Below are 21,480 nucleotides of genomic sequence, written 5' to 3'. Positions count from 1 at the left end.
ATTGACGCTGGCGATGGGGCTATGGATCGCAATGCAGGCGCTGACGCTGGTTGGCGTCATCAACTATCGCCGCAACCTGCCCAGCGATCGCAAGCAGGAAGCGCCCGACGGCGTGGTCGTCATCCTGTCCCTGCGCGACGACTGGGATGGCGGCGCTGATCTGATCGCGCGGTTGAAGGGGCAGGATGCGTCATTTCGCCTGATGCTGGCGACATCGGGCCACTGTCCTGAAGCTGACGCACTGGCGGCGCGCGAGCCGGACTGGGTTCAGGTGGTCCACGCCGGTGTCGCCGATGACGAAGGGCAGAAGGTCCACAAGCTGCGGGCCGCGATCCGGGCGTTGCGGCCTGATGATCGCTGGCTGGTTTTCATCGACGCCGACATCGAACCGCCCGCCCGGCTTGTGGGGCGGCTGTTGTTCCCGCTGGTGCGCGGCAAGGCGGAGATTGCGACCGGATACCGGCTGCTGATGCCCGCGCCGGGGGCGGTATTGGCGCTGGTGGGCGCGGTGGAGATGCAGCTTGCCACCCTGCCGCGCTTCGCCAGCGCGACCATGCCCTGGGGCGGCGCGATGGCGATGGCGCGGGATGTGGCCGACCGGCTGGATCTGGACGCGGCGATGGCGGGGCGGCTGTCGGACGACATGGCGATGGGGCTGGCGGGATGGCGCGCGAAGCTGCGGCTGCGGCCGGTGCGCGATCTGCTGGTGGCGAGCCCGCTGGACGGCGAGGGCGCATCGGCGATCGGTTTTGCCGTGCGCCAATATCGCCATATCGTCACCAATAGCATGGGCATGTGGCAATTGGCGACTATGGTTGTCGCGACGCAGGCGCTGGGCTGGCTGTGGGCGCTGGTCTGGGGCGGCTGGATGGCTGTTGCGGTCGGCTATGGCGCGGCTTGGGGCCGGGCGCTGGTGCGCCGGTCGATCATCGCGGCGGTGGTGGAGCCGGATCAGGCCGTCGCGGTGCGCCGGTCGCTGTGGTGGGACATGGTCGCGCCATTCGCCGTCACCTGGACCCATCTGGCGGTGCAGATCGCCGCCGCCTGTTCATCGCGCATCCGCTGGGGCGGGTGGGATTATCGGGTGCGGCGCGGACGGGTCGTGCGCATGGCGCGTGTCGGGCACACAGGTCAGAATCCGGCCGGAAACTGATGCAGGCCATCGTCGCCGATGCGCAACACCACCTTGCCCGCGACTGAAGCCATCGTCAGATCGCCATAAAGATGCGGGAACAGGGCGCCGCCGCGCGATTCTTCCCATTTGATGGCGTCGCCATAGGCGGCAAGGTCGATCATCAGCATCACCAGATCATCCTGCCCGGCAAAATGCTTCGCCGCTGTTTCGGCCGCCTGATCGCGGGTGGACATGTGGATATAGCCATCGGCGATGTCGACGGGCGCGCCGCCAAATAAGCCATCGGCGCGGAACTGGTCATATTGCGGACGGGTGAGGATCTTGAAGGCGAAAAGTTCATTCATGCCGCTGTTGTTAACGTCATTTGCCGGGGCAGGGCAATGGCGACCGGGGATCAGCCCGAAACCAGCGCGACCAGTTCTGTCGACGAGACGCCCGGCGATCGCAGGAAACCCTGATACATGTCGCACCCTTCGTTTGCCAGCAGGTCGAGTTGCTGCTCGGTTTCGACCCCTTCCGCGATCACTTTCAAGCCCAGCGATTTCGCCATGTGGATGACGCCGCGCACGATGATGCGGTCGCGGGCGGAGCCGGCGATATCCTGCGCGAGGCCGCTGTCGATCTTCAGATAGTCGAGCGGCAGGCTCTTAAGATAGGCGAGGCTGGAATAGCCGGTGCCGAAATCGTCAATGGCCACCGCCAGCCCTTCGGCCCGCATGGCGGCGAGCAGGGTTGTCGCTGCATCGATATCCTCGATCAACCCGCTTTCGGTAATCTCCACCGTCAGCCGCGCGCGCGGAAAGCCGCAGCGGTCGACCATGCCAAGCAGGTTCGCCATGAAATCGGGTTGGGCGATGTCGGCCGCCGTGACATTGATGGACAGGCGCAGCGACGACAGGGCGGCGGGCCAGTTCGCCGCCTGCCGCAAGGCCTGTTCCTGGATATGGGCGGAAAGCGGCAGCATATAGTCCGACCGTTCGGCCGTCGCGAACAATATGCCCGCGCCCAAGGGGCCGTATTTGGGATGATTCCAGCGGGCGAGAGCCTCCACGCCGACGATGCGTTGCTGGTCGACGGGATATTGCGGCTGGAACACGATGCCGATTTCGCCGCGATTGAGCGCAAGGCGCAGGTCGGTCTCAAGCTGATCGGTGTCGACCTGGCGGCTGCGATGATCGGCGGTGAGGATGCGAATGCCCTCGCCGCCCGCCTGCTTGGCGTCCGCCAGCGCCATGCCCGCGCGGCGCATCAGGTGCAGCGCGTCGTCGCCTGGCCGTGATTGGGCGATGCCGCATCGCGCCGTCAGCCGGATCAGATGGTCGCCTGCGTTGAAGGGGCGGCTTATCGCCGACAATATCCGGCGCGCCAGGAAAATGGCCCGTTCGGGCGCCGCATGATCGCCGGTCAACGCCACGAGATATTCCGTGCCGGCGACGCGCGCGACGATGGGGCCGGGGCCGGTCACTTCGTCGACCATGCGTTCGACGCGCCGGGCGATCCGGCCGAGCAGGGCGTCGCCCGCCACCTGGCCATAGGCGGCGTTCATGCGGTCAAACTGGCTGATCGACAGGGACAGCAGGGTCATGTCCTTGACCAAATGCGTCTCGATCCAGTTCATCGCATCCTGACGGGTCCGCAACCCGGTGAGATAGTCGCGCGCGCCCATGTCGCGATGATGGCCTTCCGCCAGCCATTCGACGTCGCCGACGACGACCCCGTCGCTGATGCGCGGATGGTGGACCATCCGGTCGGCGCCGCCGCCCGGCGCGCCATGGACGAAACTGGCGAGGCGGCCGGTGCGGATCATGCCGCGCAGGGCCATGGCCACCATCGCCCGGTCTGCCCGCGGCACCCGGCGCAGCAGGGCGGCGGGATTCATGGCCTCGGTCGGCAGCGACAATGTGCGAGCCAGCGCTTCGCTGAGGCGGACGCGCCGGGTTCTGGGATCAAAATGCCAGAACAGCGAATCGCCGCGCCGGATGCGCCGGGCCCGTCGCGCCTGAGCGACGCCGCCGCCCAGCCGGTCGGTCATCGCCTGCGCGCAGGCCAGCGCCGCGCGCAGGGCGTCGGGCGTAACCGGGTCGGAAAGGACATGAGTGACCCCGATGGCCGTCAGTTCGGGAACCTGATCGAGGCGATTCGCATCCATCAGCGCGATCAGTCCGCCGCCGCTTGCCTCCACCGCGGGCGCCAGCGGCCCGATGAGCGGCAGGGGATCCTTGACGTTGCGGATGTCGACCAGCGCGATCAGCGCGTCGCCCGCCAGATAGCGCTGCACCGCGCCGGCGCGCCTGCGCACGGCGATGGCCTGCCACCCCTGATCGCGCACCAGGTCGGCAATGCCGTCACGATCGCCCGTGGACAGAATGAACAGACTTTGATGGCTGTCGTCCGGGCCGCTCCTGTGCTTCACCTTGTTCCTGTCTCCGTCGCCGCGAGCCGTGCGGTCCTATCATGGCCGGGTTACCGTCCTCTTCACCGGCTCGCAACCGATGCTGGCGGCCTTCTTGCGCAGGCCAACCGCTTCGCCTAACTATTGGCCTGTGATCCGGTCCCAATCCTCTTCCGCCGATATGACCGATAGTCATGGCCGCCATATCAGCTATTTGCGGATTTCGGTGACGGACCGCTGCGATTTGCGCTGCCGCTATTGCATGGCGGAAAAGATGCGCTTTCTGCCTCGTAACCAACTTTTGTCGCTGGAAGAAATCGCGCTGATCGCCGACCGCTTCATCGAAAGGGGCGTGCGGCGCATCCGCTTGACGGGGGGCGAGCCGCTGATGCGGCGGGATCTGCCGGATCTGGTCCGTCGTATCGGCCGACATCTGGCGGACGGCGGGCTGGACGAGGTGACGTTGACCACCAACGGCACCCGCCTGGCCGATCATGCCGACGCGCTGGCGGATGCCGGCGTGCGGCGGATCAATGTGAGCCTGGATACGCTGGACCCGGCCGCATTCGCCCATCTGACGCGCGGCGGGGATATCGCCTCGGTGATGCGCGGGATCGCTGCCGCGCGGGCTGCGGATATTCGAATCAAGATCAACATGGTGGCGCTGCGCGGCATCAATGAGGACATGATCCTGCCCATGCTGCGCTGGTGCGATGCGCAGGGGCATGATCTGACCCTGATCGAAACCATGCCGCTGGGTGATACGGGCGAGGACCGCAGCGACCATTACCTGCCCATGCACGAAGCCATTGCGCCGCTGCGTTCGGCCCATGCGATCACCCCCCTGCCATCGCGGACGGGCGGACCGGCGCGCTATTTTTCGGTTGAGGGGATGAAGGCGCGTCTGGGCCTCATCACGCCGCTCACCGCCAATTTTTGCGACGATTGCAACCGTATGCGGCTGACCTGCGAGGGGCGCATCTACATGTGCCTGGGCCATGAGGACCATGTCGACCTCAAGGGCGCATTCCGCACTGGCGGGATGGCGGCGCTCGACCGGGAAATTGACCGGGCCCTGCGCGCCAAGGCGCCACGGCATCATTTTGAGATCCATGGCGACGGCACACAGGGCGCGACCGTGCGCCATATGAGCGTCACCGGCGGATGAACAGCGAAGTGAGATGCGCGCTGGTGGCTTCGCCGACGTCGGCGGCGAAGGCGGCCGAGGAGAGGCTGCGCGCGGCTTATGATTTCGTGCCGCTGGGGCAGGCCGAAATGGTGGTGGCGCTGGGTGGCGATGGCTTCATGTTGCAGACGTTGCACGCGATGCTGGAAACGCGGCGCATATTGCCGGTGTTCGGCATCAACCTGGGCACGGTCGGCTTTCTGATGAACGAATGGCGGCTGGACCGGCTGGAGCAGCGCATGCACGAAGCCAAGAGTTTCAAGGTCAATCCGCTGCGCATGACCGTCGATACCGTCGATGGCGAGCGGTTTTCCATCCCCGCGATCAACGAAGTGTCGCTGCTGCGCGAGACGCGCCAGACCGCGAAGCTGGAGGTGCAGGTCAATGATCGCGTCGTCCTGCCCGAACTGGTGTGCGACGGCGTGCTGGTGGCGACGCCGGCGGGATCGACCGCCTATAATCTGTCCGCCCATGGCCCCATCCTGCCGCTGGGCAGCGGCCTTGTGGCGTTGACGCCGATCAGTCCCTTTCGCCCCCGGCGCTGGCGCGGCGCGATTTTGCCGCAAAGCACCCATATCCGCTTCACCGTGCTCAACGCGGTCAAACGGCCGGTCAGCGCGGTGGCCGATCAGCGCGAAGTGCGCGATGTGGCGGTGGTGGACGTGCGTATCGACCGCGCAACCCCGCTGACCCTGTTGTTCGACCCCGAACATACGCTGGACGATCGCATCGCGGCGGAACAGTTCATCGCGTGAAAATTCTTTCCCTTTTACCGCTTGCCATTTCGCGAATCCCGCTGCTATAGGCGCGGCCTGCCCGGCGGAAGCGGGGCTGCTCCCCGATAGCTCAGCGGTAGAGCATTCGACTGTTAATCGAATGGCCGTAGGTTCGAATCCTACTCGGGGAGCCAGATTTTCACCGCTGCCGCCAAGGAGCGGGTGAACATCTTCCTAAAATTTTGCCGGTAATAGAGGCCCTATGCCTGTCAGGCGAAGGCCAGACATTGTTCGGTGGCCCATCGCGCCAGCAGCAGGCCCGCGCGGCCGCCCGGCGCATCATCGCCCGCCCGATCCGCAAGGGCCGCACAAATATCCGCAAACCCGAGCCCGTCGCCCAGCGAGCGAAATATCGCTGCCTCATCCCCGTCCAGCGTTCTGTAGCAGGAGATATGGTCATGCCGCCAGGTCATCAGCGTGACCGGGGCATGGAGCAGCGCCGCGGCAGGCGGTTCTTCATCCTGGGCAAGCGCAGACCAGATCGCCGCCGCGTTCGTCGTCATGGTCAACAATTTTGCCGAGGGCGCAAGGCGCAGCGACGCCCTGTCCCAATCGGTCGCGGGCAAATCGCTGGTGGTCAACACAGGCGAGTCAAGGGCGACAAAGGCATTGGCCAAAGCCAGCTCCAATATGGCCAGTTCACCCACTTCCGGGTCGTCCGGGTAAAATGTCGCCAATGTCGTGGCGAAATCCGCTGGATAATCGTCAATCGTCCAACTGTCGGGCGCGAAGCGGTCGACATGATGCGCCGCCACCGCCCGGAAGGCGGCATCGCCCAGCCAGGCGAGGCTTTGAGGATAGGCGCTTTCGAGGCAGTCCATCAACTGGACGCGATAATTGTTCTGATAGACGGCAAGGCCGGGGCCATCGCCGATCCGCGCGGCCGCCGCATCGTCGGCCTTGCTCAGCCACAGTCGGAAATCGTTCTGGATCGCGGCCAGCGTCATGCCGCCAGCCTTTCCCCGGCCAGTGCGCGCGCGACATCGAGTTCAGCGAGCAGATCCGGCAATGGCGGAATATTGTCGTCCCGCTCGATCATCACCGCCACCCGACCAACGCGCCGCATGACATGGCGATAGAGCGCCCAGACGGGATCGGGCACGGGCTGGTCATGGGTGTCGATCAACAGATGTTCGCCCTGGCTATGCCCGGCAAGGTGGATCTGGCGGACATGCTCGATCGGCAGGCCAGCGACATAGGCGAGCGGGTCGAAGCCATGATTATGGGCGCTGACATAAATATTGTTGACGTCGAGCAGCAAACCGCAGCCGGTTCGTTCCACCAGCGCCGCCAGAAATTCCCATTCGCTCATTTCGGACTGGGCAAAGCCGACATAGCTGGACGGATTTTCGATCAGCATGGCGCGGCCCAGCGCGTCCTGCGCCTGGCGGACATGGGCGCTCACGATATCGAGGGCCTCGGCCGTGTAGGGTATGGGCAGCAGGTCATGCGAACTGAAGCCGGCAACGCGGGTCCAGCACAGATGGTCCGACACGAACAGCGGATCGACCTCGTCAACCAGAGCGCGCAATCGATCAAGGTAGCTGGGGTCAAGCCCCGTGGCCGATCCGACCGACATCGACACGCCATGGAGGGCGACGGGGAGGCGCTCGCGCACCCGGCGCAGGATGTCGCGGAGCTTCCCTCCGGCAACCATGAAATTTTCGGAGATCACCTCGACGAAATCGACCGGCACATCTTCATCCAGGAAATGGGCGTAATGCGGTGTCCGCATGCCGAGGCCAAAAAGGGATGATGATGCCGTCATGCCGCCGGGTCCATGATGAAAGGAGGCCGCCGCCCCATGGCGGGGCGGCGGCAAATAACCGATTATTGCGGTTCGCTGGTCGAACCGCCGGCGGCCGCGCAGGCTTTCGACGTCAGGGTCTTGAAGCCCTGGCCCTTGCAGTCATTGAGGCCCTTGCACTCATTCTTCGCCGTCTTGCAGTCGGATGTGCCCTTGCAGCTGTTGATGCCGTAACAATGGATCTGCTTGCCATCTTCCTGGCTCTTGGCGAAGACCGGGGCCGTCTGGGCCGCGGCGACGGCAACAATGGCGGCGGTGGTGGCGAGGCTGATGCCGGAAGCGAGCGTGTTCATAAATTCTCCTGAAACTATGGCCGGATTGGCATGGGTATTTCGCCCGCCCCGGCCGTCCGGTTACACAGGCCGCAAATTACCAGCGAAGCAGGCGCGGGCCAATGACGGAACCGAGCAAAGCCGTCAGGCCAATGCCCAGCGAATACCATGTCAGCACGAAGATCGCCGACACTTCCGGGCAATGGAGGCAATAGAGCGTCGCCGCCCATGCCCCTGCGGCCAATCCGGCCGTCGCTCCGGCCAGACGCAACCGTGTGGGCGCCAGTTCCCGAAATGACCAGAGCAAGCCTGCAAAGATCGGGATGGACAGCAGAAACACGTTGGCGGAACAGGATTTCCAGCTCACGCCCAGCCACATTGGCAGCCATTGCGTCGATGGCGCCTGCGCCATTTCAATCAGGCCGATGACGGCGAGCAAAAGGGCGGGAACAGCCATGATCCACAGCCACCCTACGCGGCGGCTGTCGGGTCGGGCCAGATGGATGGTGGCGGCAACCGCGCACAGGGCCAGGGAAATGGTATAGATCCACTTCATCCAGAAGGCATAGCCGCGCATGGCGAGGCCAAGATCGGGATTGATCCCGAGCCAGGCCAGGATCAGCAGGACCGTGCCCACCCCGCCCAAGGCCATGCCGGCGGCGATGCGGATGGCGACGGCATGGCGACGCACGGGCCGCACGGTCCGGCTCATGTCGGCGATCAGTTCTTCGGTAGTCATTTCACGTCGCCCTTGATTCTCTTCGCCAGCGCCTTCAGCCCCCTGTGCACCGATATCTTGATGTCTGATTCCCCGATATTTTCGCGGTCGGCCGCTTCCGCCACCGACAGCCCGTCCAGGCGGGTGGCGCGGATGGCGGCGGCCTGTTTGGGCGGCAGCGTGTCGAGCAGCCGCGACACGTCCAGCCGTGCGCCCGACGCGTCCTCAAAACCTTCCGTCACCAGAATATCCGACAGATCTTCGACCGGATCGTGCCGGCCCACGCGGCGGAAATGGTCGATCATCTTGTATCGCGCGATGGCGAACAGCCATGCGGTGAAGGGACGGTCGCTGTCATAAGTGGCGCGACGGACATGCACCGCGATCAGCACTTCCTGAACCAGATCCTCTATCCCGTCGCCATCCTGCACGCGGCGGCGGTAAAAGGCGCGCAGCAGCGGCACGAGCGCGTGAAGCAGCCGGGCGTGCGCCGATGCGTCGCCCGCAAGGCCGCCCGCCATCCAGTTTCGCAATTGTTGTTCGCTCACCCGCATCGGCACTCCTGCGCCAGCATTTCGGGCAAGGCGACGCCTTGGTTACACCCGTTTGCCGGGCGCGCGAAAAATATTTCCTGTAACCGGCGGGCTTGCGTCCCCGAATTGACCGATGACCCGCCGGTCGGACTGGCCGGCAGGGCATAGCCATTAATTTTTGGAGCCAGACCTATGAACAGCACCGCCGCCGCGCTTGCCGCCGCCATCGCCCTCAACCTTGCCGCTGGCGGCGCTCACGCCGCTGACGCCCCGAAGATGGAAAAATGCTATGGCGTCTCGCTCGCCGGCAAGAATGATTGCAAGGCGGGCGCCGGCACCAGTTGCGCGGGCACATCGCGCGTCGATTATCAGGGCGACGCCTGGAAGCTGGTCAAGGCTGGCGCCTGCACGAAGATCAAGACCCCCAAGGGCTTTGGTTCCCTGACCCCCAGGAGCTGACGCCCGTGCCGGGGAGGCCAGGCCCCACCTGCCTTCCCGGCGCCCCCGTTGAAGGAAAGGATCGACCATGCCAGCCTTGTCCCTGGGTCGCGAGCGCATCGGTGCGCTCGCCGCCCGCCTGCTTCCCGATGCCTTGTTGCTGCTGATCGCGCGGCTGGGGATCGCCGCCACCTTCTTCCTGTCGGGTCGAAGCAAGGTCGACGGCTGGTTCACCCTGACCGAAGGCACGTTCGAACTGTTTCGAACCGAATATGCGTTGCCGTTGCTGCCTCCGGCACTGGCGGCCTATATGGCGGCGGGGGCCGAGCATCTTTTCCCCGCGCTGCTGGCGTTGGGTCTCGCCACACGATTGTCGGCGGCCGCGCTGCTCGGTATGACGATGGTCATCCAGATATTCGTTTACCCCGACGCATGGCCGACCCATCTTGTCTGGGTCGGGCTGCTTCTGCCGCTGATCGGACGAGGCGGGGGCGATTGGTCGCTGGACCGGATTTTGTTCCCCACGCCCCGGCGGTCAGGCCACCAGCGCTGATTGGCCACAGCGCATCTGATGCACGCGCACATCGGCCTTGCCCAGCTTCAGACCCATCACCGAACCGACCGTGGCCAGCAGCCCGTCGATCGTCGGAGCGGCTGTCGCGAGAAGGGCGCCGGTCAACGACACCACCGGACCGGTGTTCAGGTTTATCCCCAATATCGTGGCTTGAACATTGGCGTTGGTCATCAGGGATGTCGCCAAGCCCTGTGTCAGGTCGTCGGTCGCGACCGTCCGGGTCCGGGCCGAAGAAATGTCGGCGCGGGAGAAATGGACGGGTTGCGGGGAGGCGCCGCCCAGCGCCAATTGGCTGTAGGCGGTGATCCTGGTCGTTGGAATCGCGGCCAGCGTCGCGCGGCGCGGCACGATTGGCGTGCCGAAACTGGTGAGTTGATTGACGTCGATGTCGCCCAGCGCCGCGGACCCGACGGAGGGCGTGACATTCAGGGTCACGCCTTCATGGGGGTCGCCCGCCCGACATTCGATGGAGGAAAGCCGGGCCTCCGCTGCGGCCAGTTCGACGAAGAGCGGGACGCGCACGCTGACAATGCCTGAAAGCGACGAGGCGATGTCGCTCTCCAGATAGAGCCTTGTCTGGGCCGTCCGCACCACGACATCATGGTCGTCGGTCACGGCCACCTGTGGCGAGTGCGCTTCGCCACCGCCCGTCGCCAGCACAAGCCGCGCGCCAAGCAGGCCCGGAACGGCCAATGTCATGTCGATGCGGGTGGGCTGTCCGTCCTGCGGCGTCAGGAGCATCCTGAGAAGGGTGAGGGCATCGACCACAGGGCCGTCGCCGTCCCTGCCGAGATCGCTGGCGCCGAACGGGCCAAGGTCGATCAAATCCTCCAGCGCAAGGCTGCGCCCGGCAACCCGGTTGGCCAGTTCGCGCAGCCGCGCCGCTGTCGCGCCATCGCTGACGCGGTCCGCCAGAACCGCGATCAGATCAGCCAGGGGAATATCGCGTCCGAACAGCGCCGCATGGCTTTCGCCCTCATGGCCGAGCCGCACCGCCAGCGCGTCGGCAAAGCCCAGAAGGTCGACCTGCGCGCTTGCCAGACCTTCATAATCCATCACCGACAGATTGACTTCCGTGCCCGCCAGCGCCGACAGCAGCGCATTGGGAATCCCGCCGCTCATCTCGGCCAGTCCGGTTCCGATCGAGAATGCGGCCACATCCTGCCGCGCGGCGGTCGCCGTCGCCTGCACCGTGACGCTTGATCGCCCGACCAGCAGGCGACCGAAAAACAGTGGGACCGGGCGTTCCAGAACAATGCGGGTGGCGCCCGCAGCCATGGGATCGACAACGAAACGATCGGCAACGGCCAGCGTCCGGTCACGCCGATATTCTCCCACCGCGATGTCGTTGATGCCGATGCCCGTTACGCCGCTTGTGTCGATCAACGCCTGTGCGGCCGTGCGGCCGCCACCGGCCTGCGCGGCGATGGCGGCCGCATCGGCAATGCCCTGCAATTCCCTGCGCGCCAGATAGATCGAGCCCAGGTCGACGCTCACCGTGGCCGCTCCCGCCAGCATGAACAATGACCCCGCCGCCATCAAGGCCGCACTGCCCCGCACATCCCGTACCATCTTTCGCACTGTGCGGCGGGGCATCGTTCAGACGCCTGGCAACTGGACCACCGCATCGCGGCGGATGTGCGTGTCCGGGATGGGGAAGAGCGAGGACTGGAACAGGGGCGATCCGCTGCCGTCGACCGACAGGGACACAGTATAATAGCCGTTCGCCTGACTGGTTGAAATCTGGACGGACCCGGGCGCGATGATGTTGGAAGAGGAAAGACTGGCGGCCACGCTCTGGTCGACCAGCGCCCGCCTTTCGGTCGCATCGAGGCCGGCCAGGGCCGCGCGGGCGGCGTCGTTCGCCGCCTGCTGGATATTGTGGGCGGTGAAGAACCAGTTGCCATAGATCATGATGCCGAGCAGCAGCGCGATCAGCAGCGGCATGACAAAGGCCGCCTCCACAAGCACAGACCCGCGTCGGTCGCCGATCAGGGCGAGCCGTGCGGGCCTGTGGGCCGGGAAAGAAAGGGGTTTCCGCATGAGGGCATCATGCGGGTGGACTGTTGTCGAATTCTATCCGATCAATCCAAAATGGCGGTTTTTAGCGGGCGCAGCATGAATGAGGCCGGGCAATCGCGTTTCCGCCGGTCCGATCTGGACTCAGTTTTTCAGCGCGCGCTGCATTTCCAGCGCATCGATGATCTTGCCGCCCGCCATGAACACCGCCCCGGTGCAGCACAGCGCGAGCAACTGACCGCCGAAACCGGGATATTGGTGCATGTAAACGATTCCGCGTTCTGTGGCCCCGAGCGCCAGGGCATAGATGATCAGAAACGCCTCGAACTTCGTCTTGATCGTGAAAAGGCGTTTGATCCGGTCCATCGCTTTCCAAAGTCCGCAGCCCCCAGGCCGCCACGCAGCGTCTAGGGACCTAAGTCGCGCGAAAGGCCCAGATGGTCAACAAGCGTTAACCATGATTGTTCGATTCGGGCGATCAAACGGCTGTCGTGCAGGTCTTGCGGCGCGATGGTCTCTGGCCAAAGGTCGGCGACAATCGCGGTGATGCCGTCCAGTCGCGCTTCATCGACCAGAAAGCGGGGATCCACATCGGCCGGATCGGCCACGACTCGCAGGCGCAGGCAGGCAGGGCCGCCGCCATTGGCCATCGACTGGCGAACGTCGACGGGCGCCAGTCGCCGGATCGGCCCGTTGCCCGCCACCATATCCTCCAGCCATTGCCAGACGCGCCCGACGCCTTGCGCTTCGGCGGGAAGGACCAGCGCCATGCCGCCTTCGGGCAGGGTCACCAACTGGGCGTTGAACAAATAGCTGCGGATCGCGTCGGCGAGCGAAACGGCTGCGGCGGGCACTTCGATAATCTCGACCGAGGGGAGCAGCGTGCGCAACTGCGCGTAAAACTGGTCGCGGTCGGCAAAGGCCTGTTCATGGGTGAAGAGGACATGCTCATTGGCGACGGCGACCACATCATTGTGGAAAGCGCCCGCCGCGATCGCCGCGTCGCTTTGCCGCACGAACAGGGTGCGGTCGGGCGACAGGCGGTGGATGCGGGCCACCGCCTTGCTGGCCTCCACATGCTGGCGGGCGGGGAAGGGGCCAGCAGTGACGCCATAGACGAATATTTCGATCCCCGGCAGATCGTGCCGCTGCGTCAACCGCATATGGTTGGCCGCGCCTTCGTCGCCAAAGGGCGGCGGCACCGGGCGATGGACGGCGAAATGGTCGGCGTCTGAAAAGGCGAGGCGCAGTTGCGCCAGCGTCTGCGGCCATTCATGGCTGCGATGGGGCATGGTGACGAGGTTGGCGACCGTCAGATGGCATCGCCCGTCGGCGGTGTCCGCCGCCGGCGATACGGTCGCCGCATTGGCCGCCCACATCGGCGAAGCGGACATCGCGGCCGCGCGGATATGCGGTTCGGCCTCGGAAACGCTTGTGCCCAATGCGGCCAGCCAGGCCGCATCGGGCCGCCAATGGGGGATGAATATGCCCTGATGCAGACCCAGCCGGATATTGGCGCGCATCTTGTCGATGCCCTGGAGCGCGGCCGCGCGCGGATGGGACGGCGCCCCGGCATTGCTGGCGGAAGCCAGATTGCCAAGGCTCAGCCCCGCATAATTATGGCTGGGCCCGACGATGCCGTCGAAATTGATCTCGCAAACGCTCATGCCCGACTGACCATGGTGAAGACGTCCCCCGCTTTGATGTGCAGCAGCGCCGCGCTGGCGGCGTCGATGGTCACGCCATCGGCGTCTTCGCGCACGAAGCCATAGGTGCAACGGTAATCGGCGAGGCGCCCGGCCGCCACCAGCACTTTCTGGCCGCCACCGTCATGCGTGGCGGCGAGGGTGACGTCGCGGGCGTCGGCGATTGTGCGCAGCCGGTCGATTTCGCCCACCATGGTCGGACCGCCGTCAAAAATATCGACATAGCCCGCATTCACAAAACCCTCCGTTTCCAGCATCCGCATCGCGGCGCGGCCATTGGGATGGGGCAGGCCAATGACGGCGCGGGCGCTGTCGGTCAGCATCGCCGTATAGATCGGGGTCTTGGGCATCAGGTCGGCGATGAACTGGTTGCCGTTGACAGCGTTGAACTCGTCCGCCTCCTGAAAGCTCATGCCAAAGAAGCGTCCGGCCAGCCCGTCCCAGAAGGGCGATCCGCCCGCCTCGTCGATCACTCCGCGCAATTCGGCGATTATCCGGTCGCCAAACTTCGCGCGATGATTGCGGATATAGAGATAGCGGCTGCGCGCCAGCAGCAGGCCCAGCCCTTCGGCGCGCTCGCGCGGGTGGAGGAACAGGCCGCCGACCTCGACCGATCCTTCCAGATCGGTGGTGAGAGACAGCATCTGGGCGCGGAATGTGCGGCCCAGTTCACGGCTATGCTGGGTCAGCACGCCAAGGCGATAGGAATAAAAGGGCCAGCGCAGGCCCACCGTGCTGAAAATCTGGCATGTGCCGCGAACCTGACCCGTCTGGCTGTTTTCGAGCACCATGACGATCAGTTCGTCCTCTATCCCATCCCCATCCCGCGACAGCGCCTGTGCGGTGCGCTCCAGCTTGGCCGCCAGCGATGTGCGGTCGGGCGGCAGGTTGGTGAAACCGCCGCCGGTCAGCTTCGCCATTTCATACAGCGTCTGAAGATCGTCCGGCCGGGCGGTTCGCATGAGGAAGGTCAAATAACGCTCCTGTCGTTGTGCGCGGGGTCGAACCGGCCCTGCGCGATCCGCATCAAGATGAGCGCGGAAAGCCGCGCCCTTTCGGCCAGGCTTTCAACGATGAGATATTCGTCGGCGCTGTGGATATTGCCGCCGCGCGCGCCCATGGTGTCGACGACGGGCACGCCGCAGGCCGCGATATTATTGCCGTCGCAAACGCCCCCGGTATCGCGCCAGCCAATGGGCAGGCCGAGCGCCTCCCCGCATTCGCGCACCAGGTGGAACAGGCGCTGCGAGGCCGGGTCCATCGGCTTTGGCGGACGACCGAAACCTCCATGGATATGGACGGCCACCTCATGGTCGCGCGCTACGGCGGCGATGCTGGCGTCTATCAGCATCTGCGCATATTGTTCGTCGGCAGGCGTGCGGGGCCGGAAATTGACGCGCAATATGGCGTGATCGGGCACGACATTATTGGGGCCGCCGCCATCGATCCGCGCGGGATTGCAACTGAGGCCATCCCGTTCCCCAGCCTTCAGGCGCAGGGCAAGGTCGGCCGCCGCCAGCACGGCGTTGCGACCGTCGTGCGGGTTGCGCCCGGCATGGGTGCTCCGCCCGCTGACGATGATCGAAAAATTGCCGCTGCCCGAACGCGCGCCCGCCAAAGTGCCATCGGGCAGGGCGGGTTCATAGGTCAGCGCCGCGATCTTGCCGGCCGCCCGATCGCGCATCAACGCCGCCGAGGAGGGGCTGCCCACTTCCTCGTCGCTGTTGATGATGACGTCATAGCCCAGCGCGGGCGCGCCATCCCAGCGCTCGAACGCGGCAAGGGCCGCGAGCATCAGCGCGATGCCGCCTTTCATGTCGGCGACCCCCGGACCGTTCAGAGTGGCGTCGTCAATCCACCGGCAGGACTGAAAGCCGTGGTCGACCCCGAAAACCGTATCCATATGGCCGGTCAGCAGGATGCGCCGGGGGGCGTCGGGGCGAACGCTGACCAACAGATGGCGGCCATGGGCGGCGGCGGCGACCCGGCCGTCCGCGCCGACCTGTTCAACTGGCGCCGGGTCGATCAGGCTGATCCCGCCGGGCAGGCAGGCAAAGGCGTCGGCCAGCATTCCCGCCATCGCCGAAAGCCCGTCCAGATTGCGCGACCCGCTGTTCACCGATGCCCAGGCCAGCACCCGGGACAGGATCGGCGCTTGCGCCGCATGGTCCAACACCGCCATTTCGGCAGGCGATAACATTGTCATGCAGAGGGTCTATCAAAGCCCGGCGGCGCGCTCCACCCCCGCTCTTCAGAAAGCGTAGGTCAGCGTCACCCGGCTGAGCGTGTCGAGATCGCGGGCCGACAGCGGCGTTTCCGATTCATACTGGACATTGTAGGACAGCCTGGCCGCCCAGCGGGTCGAAACTTTGGTTTCGATGGACGAAAGGCTGTTCAGGCTGAACACATCCTGCTCGGCATAACCCGATGCGGTCTGACGGAAGGTCAGCGTGGGGGACAGGCGCAGCGCGAGGTCCATCGAACCGCGCGCGCCCAGCTTTGTTTCGCTCAGGCCCTGCGTATAGGCGGCGTGGCGCAGCGAAGGTCCGATGTCGACCGACAGGTCCAGCGGCTTGCTGACCACCAGCTTGTAACCGATGCCCGCCGAGGCGGTATATCGCTGCTCATAGCCGATGGAAGGATCGCGCTCGAACTGCACGAGGCCATAGGCGAAACCGCGCGGGTCAAAGGCGTAGCGCGGCTGATAGCCCAGCACATAGCGTTCACGCGAGACGACTCCGTTAGCGCGGCGATAATCGAGGGCGGCGGAAAGCTCGTGGGTCCACTGGATGCCGGTGCGTTTGGCGTTGGCGACGACGCTGATGCCCAGTTCGCTGGTCGATCCGGTGGAACGGAATCCGCCGGCCTCCAGCTTTCCGGTCCACAGGTCGGTAATGGCGGCCTCGCGGATCGCTGTTTCCCTCGTCTGGCGGGTCCGGTCCTTCCACGAATCGACCATTCGGGCGATGTCGTCGGCGCTGTCGGGATTGGTCTGTTTGGCGATTTTTGCGACCGTGGCAATTTCCGCCTCATTGCCGTTGGCGATCGCGGCCTCCAGCATTTCGCGCACAGGCGGCGGCATCAGCGCCGGAGCCTCGGCGAGAGCTGGAACAGGGAAGAGCGCAGCGGCGGCGGTCAGGGGAAAGCGCATGACCATCGCCCTATGCGCCTGAACGCAATTTGATAACCCCCGGCGCGACCAACCGCCAGCCCGATCAGATCAGATCACGGAATTCCTGCAAGATGTCGCGATAAAGCTTGCGCTTGAACGGCACGATCAGGTCAGGCAGCGTTTCGGGCGGCGTCCATTTCCATTCGCGAAATTCCGCATGGCGGGTGCGAATGTTGATGTCGCTGTCAGCGCCTGTAAATCGGGCCAAAAACCAGATTTGCCGCTGGCCGCGAAAGCGCCCGCCCCAGATTTTGCCGATCAGATCGTCGGGCAGATCGTAGAAATGCTCTTCGCGGGTCTGCTTGATGATGTTGACATGGGCGGCAACGATACCGGTTTCCTCGCCCAGTTCGCGAATGGCGGCCGCGCGGGGCTCCTCGCCATCGTCAATGCCTCCCTGCGGCATTTGCCAGGCTTCGACCTTGTTATCGATTCGCTGGCCGACGAAGACCTTTCCGTCCATGTTGACCAGCATGATGCCTACGCACGGGCGGTAGGGCAGCGATGAATGTTCAGTCATATTCAGACTGTTAGTCCCCAAAATTCCAAGAAAAAATGAACTTCTTGAGCGTTGTCCCTCCCAGGCTCGGGTAAAGCATAGGGCGGAGCGGGCCGCGCGTCCATCGTCGCGATGGAGGCATGGCCCATCGACCATGTTGGAAAGCCCATGGCGCCGTTGCATGGCGCTACCATGACTGCTCCTTCTCTCGTGTGGCTTCGTCAGGACTTGCGCCTTGCCGATCAGGCCGCGATCGCAGCAGCCGCGGCCGACGGTCCGGTCGTGCCGGTTTATGTGCTGGACGACGCTGTCGCACGGCAATGGGCGATGGGCGGCGCCAGTCGGTGGTGGCTGCACCACAGCCTTGTCAGCATGGACCGGAGCCTTCGGGCGCTGGGTTCGCGCCTCATCCTTCGTCGGGGCGATTGCGTCGAACAGCTTGCCGCCGTGGCCCATCAGGTGGGCGCGCGGCGTGTCTACGCCCTGCGCCATTATGAGCCATGGTGGCGCAACGCGCAGAAGTCGGTCGGGGCGGCGCTCGATCTTTGCCTGCGCGAGGGCATATTGCTGGCGCCGCCCGGCGCCGTGCGGACGGGCGATGGCGGACCCTATAAAATCTACACGCCCTTCGCCCGCGCGCTGGAACAGATCCTGCCGCCGTCCGCGCCGCCGCCCGCGCCTGATCGGCTGTCCGCGCCGGACCAGTGGCCCGACAGCGACCAACTGGACGACTGGAAACTGTTGCCGACGCGCCCGGACTGGGCCGGTGGAATGCGGGCCGAATGGACGCCCGGCGAGGATGGCGCGCGGGCGCGGCTGTCTGATTTCCTGGACAATGTCGGCGATTATGACTCGACCCGCAACCTGCCGTCGCAGGAGGGGACATCCCGGCTATCCCCCCATCTGCATTTCGGGGAAATTTCCATCGCCACCCTGTGGTATGCGATAAAGGGCAGGGATCAGGGCAGCGCATCCTTTCGCCGCGAACTTATCTGGCGCGATTATGCCCATAACCAGATCGTCCAGTTCCCCGCTTATGGCTCCGAGCCTGCGCGCGAACCGTTCGACGCCATGCCTTGGCGCGACATGGATGAGGCGGCCGACGACTTTGCCGCCTGGACGAAAGGCCAGACCGGTTATCCCATCGTCGACGCTGGCATGCGCCAATTATGGGCCAGCGGATGGATGCACAACCGCGTGCGGATGATCGCCGCCAGCTTTCTGGTCAAGCATCTGCTGATCGATTGGCGCCATGGCGCACGCTGGTTCTGGGATACGCTGGTGGATGCCAGTTACGCCAACAACAGCGTCAACTGGCAATGGGTGACCGGCAGCGGTGTCGATGCCAACATGTTCCCGCGGATCATGGCGCCGCTGACCCAGTCGCCCAAATTCGACGCCGCCGACTATATCCGCCAGTGGGTGCCCGAACTGGCCCATCTGGGCGACAATGCGATCCATGACCCTGACGCGTTCGGCAGGCGTCCGGCGGGCTATCCGGCCAAGATCATCGACCATCGCGCCGGCAGGCAAAGGGCGCTGGCCGCCTTTGCCGCGATGAAGGGCTGACGGGCACTGGATTTCCAGTGCTGGTTATATTATTAGCATCATCGGTATTTTTATTACGAGGACGCGATGGCTGCCTGGGACTTGCCGGATTTTGACGACCATGAAGCGGTGCATCTGTTCCGTGATCGGGCGAGCGGCCTGACGGCTGTCGTCGCTGTCCATTCGACCGCGCTTGGTCCGGCGGCCGGAGGCGTCCGGTTCTGGCATTACGCCAATCGCGCCGAAGCGATCACCGACGCGCTGCGCCTGTCGCGGGGCATGAGCTACAAGAACGCGATGGCGGGCCTGCCGCTGGGTGGCGGCAAGGGCGTGATCCTGGCCGATGCCGACGGCGGCAAGAGCGAGGCCCTGCTCCACGCCTTTGGTCGCGCCGTCGATTCGCTCGGCGGCCGTTATGTGACGGCGGAGGATGTCGGCATCAGCGTGGCCGACATGAGCGCCATCGCCACGCAGACGCGCTTCGTATCCGGCCTGCCGGTGGGCGCGGGCGCGGCGGGCGGCAATCCTGGGCCGGTGACGGCGCATGGCGTCTATCTGGGCGTCTGTGCGGCGGCGAAGCAAGCCCTGGGGCGTGACGTCATGGCGGGCGTGCATGTCGCCATTCAGGGCGTGGGCAGCGTTGGCGGCGGCCTTGCCCGCAAACTGGCGGCCGATGGCGCGCGGCTGACGCTGGCCGACCGGGACGAAGCGCGCGCTCAGGCGCTGGCGCAGGAACTGGGTGCGGCGGTGTGCGGCGCCGACGAGATACTGACGCTGGATGCGGACATCGTCAGCCCCAATGCGCTGGGCGCGATCCTGAACGAACGCAGCATTCCGCTGATTCGCGCCGGCGTCGTGGCGGGCGGCGCCAATAATCAGCTTGCCACCCCGGCGGATGCGCAGCGCATGCATGAGCGGGGCATTCTCTATGCCCCCGATTATGTCATCAACGCAGGCGGCATCATCAATGTGGGCCTCGAATATCTGGGGCAGGGCGACCGCGCGGAAGTGGACGCGCGGGTCGCGCTGATCCCCGGCCGACTGCACGCCATCTGGGCCGAAAGCGCCGCCAGCGGCCTGCCTGCCGCCCTTGTCGCTGACGTCATGGCGCAGAAACTGATCGGTCGGGGCTGAAAAAGGGGGGCTTCGCATCCATCGTCAGCGCCCCTATAGGCGGGGGCATGAGTGATGCGCGCGACACGGGGCTGACCCTTGATCCCAAATATGACCGCGACGGCCTGATCACGGCCGTGGTGACCGACGTCGACAGCGGCGATGTGCTGATGGTCGCGCATATGAATGCGCAGGCGCTGGCGCTGACGGTGGAAACCGGTTTTGCTCATTTCTGGTCGCGCAGCCGCCAGTCGCTTTGGAAAAAGGGCGAAAGTTCCGGCCATATGCTGGCCGTGCGCGATATTCGCATCGATTGCGATCAGGATGCCGTCTGGGTCAAGGCGGTCCCCGCCGGGCCCACGTGCCACACGGGCGCGCGGAGCTGCTTTTTCCGTCGCGTCACAGCGGAGGGGCTGACCCCCGTCGATGCCGAGGCATAGGGCCACGCTGATCCTTCCGATCCTGCTGTGCGCCTGTCAGCAGGCGTCGCAGCAGGACGTGGCCGCCCCCGTCCAGAACGGGCAGGCGCCGTCAGGACTGGAGCGGGCCGCCATCGAAAGCGGCGTCATCGTCGACGCGGGCAGGATTTCGCCGGTCGGCCTCTACCAGAGGCGGCATGAGGCCGGGCGCGACCTGCTCTGTGTTGTCGCTGATGGACCGAACAAATTTCGCATGGGCGCGGAAGTGGAATTTGGCGAGGGGCAGACCTGCAAGGGCCGGGGAACGGCCCGGCGCGCGGGCGACAAGCTGATCCTGCGCTTTCCGCGCGCCCAATGCACCATCGTTGCGACCTATGAGGGCGATCGCGTGGCTTTGCCCGGCGTGGTCGATGTTCACTGCGCCGACCTGTGCCAGAACCGCGCGTCGATGGAGGGGGTGGCTTTTCCGCGCCTTGCCTATGACGAGAAGGCGGCGTTGGCGGCGCGCGATCGTGACGGCGATATGCTCTGTCAGTAACCGATATAGCGGCCCGGACGATGATTGACCGCCAGAACGAGATTGATCGCGACCGCCGACAGCAAGGACAGGCCAAAGCGATGCCAGTCGAGCAGCGGCCATGACGCCAGCAGGATCAGCGCGTCGCCAATCATCTGCGTGCGTCCGGCATTCCATCCCCGGCTCTTTTGCAGGCTAAGGGCGACAACGCCCAGCCCGCCGACCCCCGCGCCATGGCGCGCAATGGCGAGAATGCCGAAACCGATGATCGATCCGCCGAACAGCGCGGCAAAGAAGGGGCTGATCCGGGCGATGCTGATCGCGCCTGGCAGCATCCAGCCCATCGCCATGATGGCGACATTGGCGAACAGCGTCTTGAGACCGAAGGCGACCCCCATGCTGCGCCCGGCAAAGAGGAAGAAGGGGATGTTGACGATCAGGAACAGGGTCGTCGCCGGGTAATGCAGCAGATAGGACAGCAGCAGCGCGATCCCCGCCATGCCGCCAGTCACCAGCCCCGCCTGTTTCAGCATCATCACCCCCATGGCGATGAAGGCGCAGCCAATGGCCACGGCATAGGCGTCTTCACCCAGGCTGTGCGGGCGCGCTGACGGGGAGGGGCTGTCGACGGCGGAGGGCATCAGGGCGTTCCGTAA

General features: G+C 65.2%; 25 protein-coding genes and 1 tRNA gene. 10 read left to right on the top strand and 16 right to left on the bottom strand.

Annotated features, from left to right (window positions below; all coding sequences use genetic code 11):
* Positions 1-13 precede the first annotated feature (13 nt).
* The gene (locus tag GGR44_RS01985; protein WP_183954210.1) at positions 14-1,153 is read left to right on the top strand and encodes a glycosyltransferase; all 1,140 of its coding nucleotides are present in this window, start codon (positions 14-16) and stop codon (positions 1,151-1,153) included.
* On the opposite strand, the gene GGR44_RS01980 is transcribed toward GGR44_RS01985, so the two are convergent.
* Both GGR44_RS01980 and GGR44_RS01975 read right to left on the bottom strand, forming a co-directional pair.
* Positions 1,132-1,479: a DUF952 domain-containing protein gene (locus GGR44_RS01980; protein ID WP_183953748.1), complete on the bottom strand. Its 348-nt coding sequence runs from the start codon at positions 1,477-1,479 to the stop codon at positions 1,132-1,134. The genes GGR44_RS01985 and GGR44_RS01980 overlap by 22 nt on opposite strands.
* 50 nt (positions 1,480-1,529) lie before the next feature.
* A complete protein-coding gene (locus GGR44_RS01975) occupies positions 1,530-3,548 on the bottom strand; it encodes an EAL domain-containing protein (RefSeq protein ID WP_183953747.1) in 2,019 nt (672 codons plus the stop codon).
* A 160-nt stretch (positions 3,549-3,708) separates the two neighbouring features.
* On the opposite strand from GGR44_RS01975, the gene moaA reads away from it, so the two are divergent.
* From moaA to GGR44_RS01960, 3 genes are all read left to right on the top strand, one after another.
* A complete protein-coding gene (moaA, locus tag GGR44_RS01970; RefSeq protein ID WP_183953746.1) occupies positions 3,709-4,695 on the top strand; it encodes a GTP 3',8-cyclase MoaA in 987 nt (328 codons plus the stop codon).
* Positions 4,692-5,468 carry an NAD kinase gene (locus GGR44_RS01965; RefSeq protein ID WP_183953745.1) on the top strand — a complete coding sequence of 259 codons (777 nt, stop codon included), beginning with the start codon at positions 4,692-4,694 and terminating at the stop codon, positions 5,466-5,468. The genes moaA and GGR44_RS01965 overlap by 4 nt, the downstream gene beginning before the upstream one ends.
* Positions 5,469-5,548: 80 nt before the next feature.
* Positions 5,549-5,623, top strand: a tRNA-Asn gene (locus tag GGR44_RS01960).
* Positions 5,624-5,698: 75 nt separating this feature from the next.
* On the opposite strand, the gene GGR44_RS01955 is transcribed toward GGR44_RS01960, so the two are convergent.
* The 5 genes from GGR44_RS01955 to GGR44_RS01935 all read right to left on the bottom strand — a co-directional run bounded on the left by GGR44_RS01955 (position 5,699) and on the right by GGR44_RS01935 (position 8,840).
* A complete protein-coding gene (locus tag GGR44_RS01955; protein ID WP_183953744.1) occupies positions 5,699-6,436 on the bottom strand; it encodes an HvfC/BufC N-terminal domain-containing protein in 738 nt (245 codons plus the stop codon).
* The gene (bufB, locus tag GGR44_RS01950; protein WP_183953743.1) at positions 6,433-7,257 is read right to left on the bottom strand and encodes an MNIO family bufferin maturase; all 825 of its coding nucleotides are present in this window, start codon (positions 7,255-7,257) and stop codon (positions 6,433-6,435) included. Before bufB ends, GGR44_RS01955 begins: the two co-directional genes overlap by 4 nt.
* Before the next feature lie 62 nt (positions 7,258-7,319).
* On the bottom strand, positions 7,320-7,589 hold the full coding sequence (gene bufA2, locus GGR44_RS01945; RefSeq protein WP_183953742.1) for a BufA2 family periplasmic bufferin-type metallophore: 270 nt from the start codon (positions 7,587-7,589) through the stop codon (positions 7,320-7,322).
* A 76-nt stretch (positions 7,590-7,665) separates the two neighbouring features.
* Positions 7,666-8,307, bottom strand: a complete 642-nt coding sequence (locus GGR44_RS01940; RefSeq protein WP_183953741.1) for a DUF1109 domain-containing protein — start codon at positions 8,305-8,307, stop codon at positions 7,666-7,668.
* Positions 8,304-8,840, bottom strand: a complete 537-nt coding sequence (locus GGR44_RS01935) for a sigma-70 family RNA polymerase sigma factor (RefSeq protein WP_183953740.1) — start codon at positions 8,838-8,840, stop codon at positions 8,304-8,306. Before GGR44_RS01935 ends, GGR44_RS01940 begins: the two co-directional genes overlap by 4 nt.
* 171 nt (positions 8,841-9,011) lie before the next feature.
* Here GGR44_RS01935 and GGR44_RS01930 point away from each other — a divergent pair, with 171 nt between their 5' ends.
* Together GGR44_RS01930 and GGR44_RS01925 are read left to right on the top strand one after the other, a co-directional pair.
* Positions 9,012-9,278: a BufA1 family periplasmic bufferin-type metallophore gene (locus tag GGR44_RS01930; protein WP_183953739.1), complete on the top strand. Its 267-nt coding sequence runs from the start codon at positions 9,012-9,014 to the stop codon at positions 9,276-9,278.
* A 67-nt stretch (positions 9,279-9,345) separates the two neighbouring features.
* The gene (locus GGR44_RS01925; RefSeq protein ID WP_183953738.1) at positions 9,346-9,810 is read left to right on the top strand and encodes a DoxX family protein; all 465 of its coding nucleotides are present in this window, start codon (positions 9,346-9,348) and stop codon (positions 9,808-9,810) included.
* Here GGR44_RS01925 and GGR44_RS01920 read toward each other — a convergent pair.
* The 8 genes from GGR44_RS01920 to GGR44_RS01885 form a co-directional block, all read right to left on the bottom strand.
* Complete coding sequence (locus GGR44_RS01920) at positions 9,793-11,403, bottom strand: pilus assembly protein TadG-related protein (RefSeq protein WP_246344268.1); 1,611 nt, start codon at positions 11,401-11,403, stop codon at positions 9,793-9,795. The genes GGR44_RS01925 and GGR44_RS01920 overlap by 18 nt on opposite strands.
* A 27-nt stretch (positions 11,404-11,430) precedes the next feature.
* Positions 11,431-11,874, bottom strand: a complete 444-nt coding sequence (locus tag GGR44_RS01915; protein ID WP_183953736.1) for a TadE/TadG family type IV pilus assembly protein — start codon at positions 11,872-11,874, stop codon at positions 11,431-11,433.
* 120 nt (positions 11,875-11,994) lie between these two features.
* Complete coding sequence (locus tag GGR44_RS01910) at positions 11,995-12,216, bottom strand: hypothetical protein (protein WP_183953735.1); 222 nt, start codon at positions 12,214-12,216, stop codon at positions 11,995-11,997.
* A gap of 41 nt (positions 12,217-12,257) precedes the next feature.
* The gene (locus GGR44_RS01905; RefSeq protein WP_183953734.1) at positions 12,258-13,517 is read right to left on the bottom strand and encodes an N-succinylarginine dihydrolase; all 1,260 of its coding nucleotides are present in this window, start codon (positions 13,515-13,517) and stop codon (positions 12,258-12,260) included.
* On the bottom strand, positions 13,514-14,530 hold the full coding sequence (locus GGR44_RS01900; RefSeq protein WP_183953733.1) for an arginine N-succinyltransferase: 1,017 nt from the start codon (positions 14,528-14,530) through the stop codon (positions 13,514-13,516). Before GGR44_RS01900 ends, GGR44_RS01905 begins: the two co-directional genes overlap by 4 nt.
* Positions 14,527-15,762, bottom strand: coding sequence for a hydrolase (locus GGR44_RS01895; protein WP_183953732.1), 1,236 nt, complete (start codon positions 15,760-15,762; stop codon positions 14,527-14,529). Before GGR44_RS01895 ends, GGR44_RS01900 begins: the two co-directional genes overlap by 4 nt.
* A 45-nt stretch (positions 15,763-15,807) precedes the next feature.
* Positions 15,808-16,707, bottom strand: a complete 900-nt coding sequence (locus GGR44_RS01890; protein WP_183953731.1) for a DUF481 domain-containing protein — start codon at positions 16,705-16,707, stop codon at positions 15,808-15,810.
* 64 nt (positions 16,708-16,771) lie between these two features.
* Positions 16,772-17,248 (bottom strand): RNA pyrophosphohydrolase, encoded by a 477-nt coding sequence (locus GGR44_RS01885; RefSeq protein ID WP_183953730.1) that lies wholly within the window; start codon positions 17,246-17,248, stop codon positions 16,772-16,774.
* A 171-nt stretch (positions 17,249-17,419) separates the two neighbouring features.
* Between GGR44_RS01885 and GGR44_RS01880 the strand changes: the two genes are divergently transcribed.
* The 4 genes from GGR44_RS01880 to GGR44_RS01865 all read left to right on the top strand — a co-directional run bounded on the left by GGR44_RS01880 (position 17,420) and on the right by GGR44_RS01865 (position 20,845).
* Complete coding sequence (locus tag GGR44_RS01880) at positions 17,420-18,796, top strand: cryptochrome/photolyase family protein (RefSeq protein WP_183953729.1); 1,377 nt, start codon at positions 17,420-17,422, stop codon at positions 18,794-18,796.
* A gap of 66 nt (positions 18,797-18,862) precedes the next feature.
* Entirely contained in the window at positions 18,863-19,909 is a 1,047-nt protein-coding gene (locus tag GGR44_RS01875; protein ID WP_183953728.1) for a Glu/Leu/Phe/Val family dehydrogenase, read from the top strand.
* A gap of 47 nt (positions 19,910-19,956) precedes the next feature.
* On the top strand, positions 19,957-20,328 hold the full coding sequence (gene hisI / locus GGR44_RS01870) for a phosphoribosyl-AMP cyclohydrolase (protein WP_183953727.1): 372 nt from the start codon (positions 19,957-19,959) through the stop codon (positions 20,326-20,328).
* Complete coding sequence (locus tag GGR44_RS01865) at positions 20,315-20,845, top strand: hypothetical protein (protein ID WP_183953726.1); 531 nt, start codon at positions 20,315-20,317, stop codon at positions 20,843-20,845. Before hisI ends, GGR44_RS01865 begins: the two co-directional genes overlap by 14 nt.
* Here the strand turns inward: GGR44_RS01865 and GGR44_RS01860 are convergent.
* Complete coding sequence (locus GGR44_RS01860; protein WP_183953725.1) at positions 20,839-21,465, bottom strand: YitT family protein; 627 nt, start codon at positions 21,463-21,465, stop codon at positions 20,839-20,841. The two genes, GGR44_RS01865 and GGR44_RS01860, sit on opposite strands and share 7 nt — an antisense overlap.
* Positions 21,466-21,480: the final 15 nt, after the last annotated feature.

The organism is Sphingobium fontiphilum (assembly GCF_014196635.1).
Lineage (GTDB): Bacteria > Pseudomonadota > Alphaproteobacteria > Sphingomonadales > Sphingomonadaceae > Sphingobium > Sphingobium fontiphilum.
Note: the sequence above shows the minus strand (reverse complement) of the source record. Positions and strands in the feature narration are given on the sequence as shown.

Excerpts from the sequence above, each read along its gene's own strand:
- GGR44_RS01865 (WP_183953726.1), top strand. The coding sequence starts at position 20,315 with ATGCCGAGGCATAGGGCCACGCTGATCCTTCCGATCCTGCTGTGCGCC.
- hisI (WP_183953727.1), top strand. The coding sequence starts at position 19,957 with ATGAGTGATGCGCGCGACACGGGGCTGACCCTTGATCCCAAATATGAC.
- GGR44_RS01965 (WP_183953745.1), top strand. The coding sequence starts at position 4,692 with ATGAACAGCGAAGTGAGATGCGCGCTGGTGGCTTCGCCGACGTCGGCG.
- GGR44_RS01940 (WP_183953741.1), bottom strand. The coding sequence starts at position 8,307 with ATGACTACCGAAGAACTGATCGCCGACATGAGCCGGACCGTGCGGCCC.
- GGR44_RS01980 (WP_183953748.1), bottom strand. The coding sequence starts at position 1,479 with ATGAATGAACTTTTCGCCTTCAAGATCCTCACCCGTCCGCAATATGAC.
- bufB (WP_183953743.1), bottom strand. The coding sequence starts at position 7,257 with ATGACGGCATCATCATCCCTTTTTGGCCTCGGCATGCGGACACCGCAT.
- GGR44_RS01890 (WP_183953731.1), bottom strand. The coding sequence starts at position 16,707 with ATGCGCTTTCCCCTGACCGCCGCCGCTGCGCTCTTCCCTGTTCCAGCT.
- GGR44_RS01885 (WP_183953730.1), bottom strand. The coding sequence starts at position 17,248 with ATGACTGAACATTCATCGCTGCCCTACCGCCCGTGCGTAGGCATCATG.
- GGR44_RS01915 (WP_183953736.1), bottom strand. The coding sequence starts at position 11,874 with ATGCGGAAACCCCTTTCTTTCCCGGCCCACAGGCCCGCACGGCTCGCC.
- GGR44_RS01905 (WP_183953734.1), bottom strand. The coding sequence starts at position 13,517 with ATGAGCGTTTGCGAGATCAATTTCGACGGCATCGTCGGGCCCAGCCAT.
- GGR44_RS01955 (WP_183953744.1), bottom strand. The coding sequence starts at position 6,436 with ATGACGCTGGCCGCGATCCAGAACGATTTCCGACTGTGGCTGAGCAAG.
- GGR44_RS01985 (WP_183954210.1), top strand. The coding sequence starts at position 14 with ATGGGGCTATGGATCGCAATGCAGGCGCTGACGCTGGTTGGCGTCATC.
- GGR44_RS01920 (WP_246344268.1), bottom strand. The coding sequence starts at position 11,403 with ATGGTACGGGATGTGCGGGGCAGTGCGGCCTTGATGGCGGCGGGGTCA.
- GGR44_RS01910 (WP_183953735.1), bottom strand. The coding sequence starts at position 12,216 with ATGGACCGGATCAAACGCCTTTTCACGATCAAGACGAAGTTCGAGGCG.
- bufA2 (WP_183953742.1), bottom strand. The coding sequence starts at position 7,589 with ATGAACACGCTCGCTTCCGGCATCAGCCTCGCCACCACCGCCGCCATT.
- GGR44_RS01930 (WP_183953739.1), top strand. The coding sequence starts at position 9,012 with ATGAACAGCACCGCCGCCGCGCTTGCCGCCGCCATCGCCCTCAACCTT.
- GGR44_RS01875 (WP_183953728.1), top strand. The coding sequence starts at position 18,863 with ATGGCTGCCTGGGACTTGCCGGATTTTGACGACCATGAAGCGGTGCAT.
- GGR44_RS01925 (WP_183953738.1), top strand. The coding sequence starts at position 9,346 with ATGCCAGCCTTGTCCCTGGGTCGCGAGCGCATCGGTGCGCTCGCCGCC.
- GGR44_RS01935 (WP_183953740.1), bottom strand. The coding sequence starts at position 8,840 with ATGCGGGTGAGCGAACAACAATTGCGAAACTGGATGGCGGGCGGCCTT.
- GGR44_RS01860 (WP_183953725.1), bottom strand. The coding sequence starts at position 21,465 with ATGCCCTCCGCCGTCGACAGCCCCTCCCCGTCAGCGCGCCCGCACAGC.
- GGR44_RS01895 (WP_183953732.1), bottom strand. The coding sequence starts at position 15,762 with ATGACAATGTTATCGCCTGCCGAAATGGCGGTGTTGGACCATGCGGCG.
- moaA (WP_183953746.1), top strand. The coding sequence starts at position 3,709 with ATGACCGATAGTCATGGCCGCCATATCAGCTATTTGCGGATTTCGGTG.
- GGR44_RS01880 (WP_183953729.1), top strand. The coding sequence starts at position 17,420 with ATGACTGCTCCTTCTCTCGTGTGGCTTCGTCAGGACTTGCGCCTTGCC.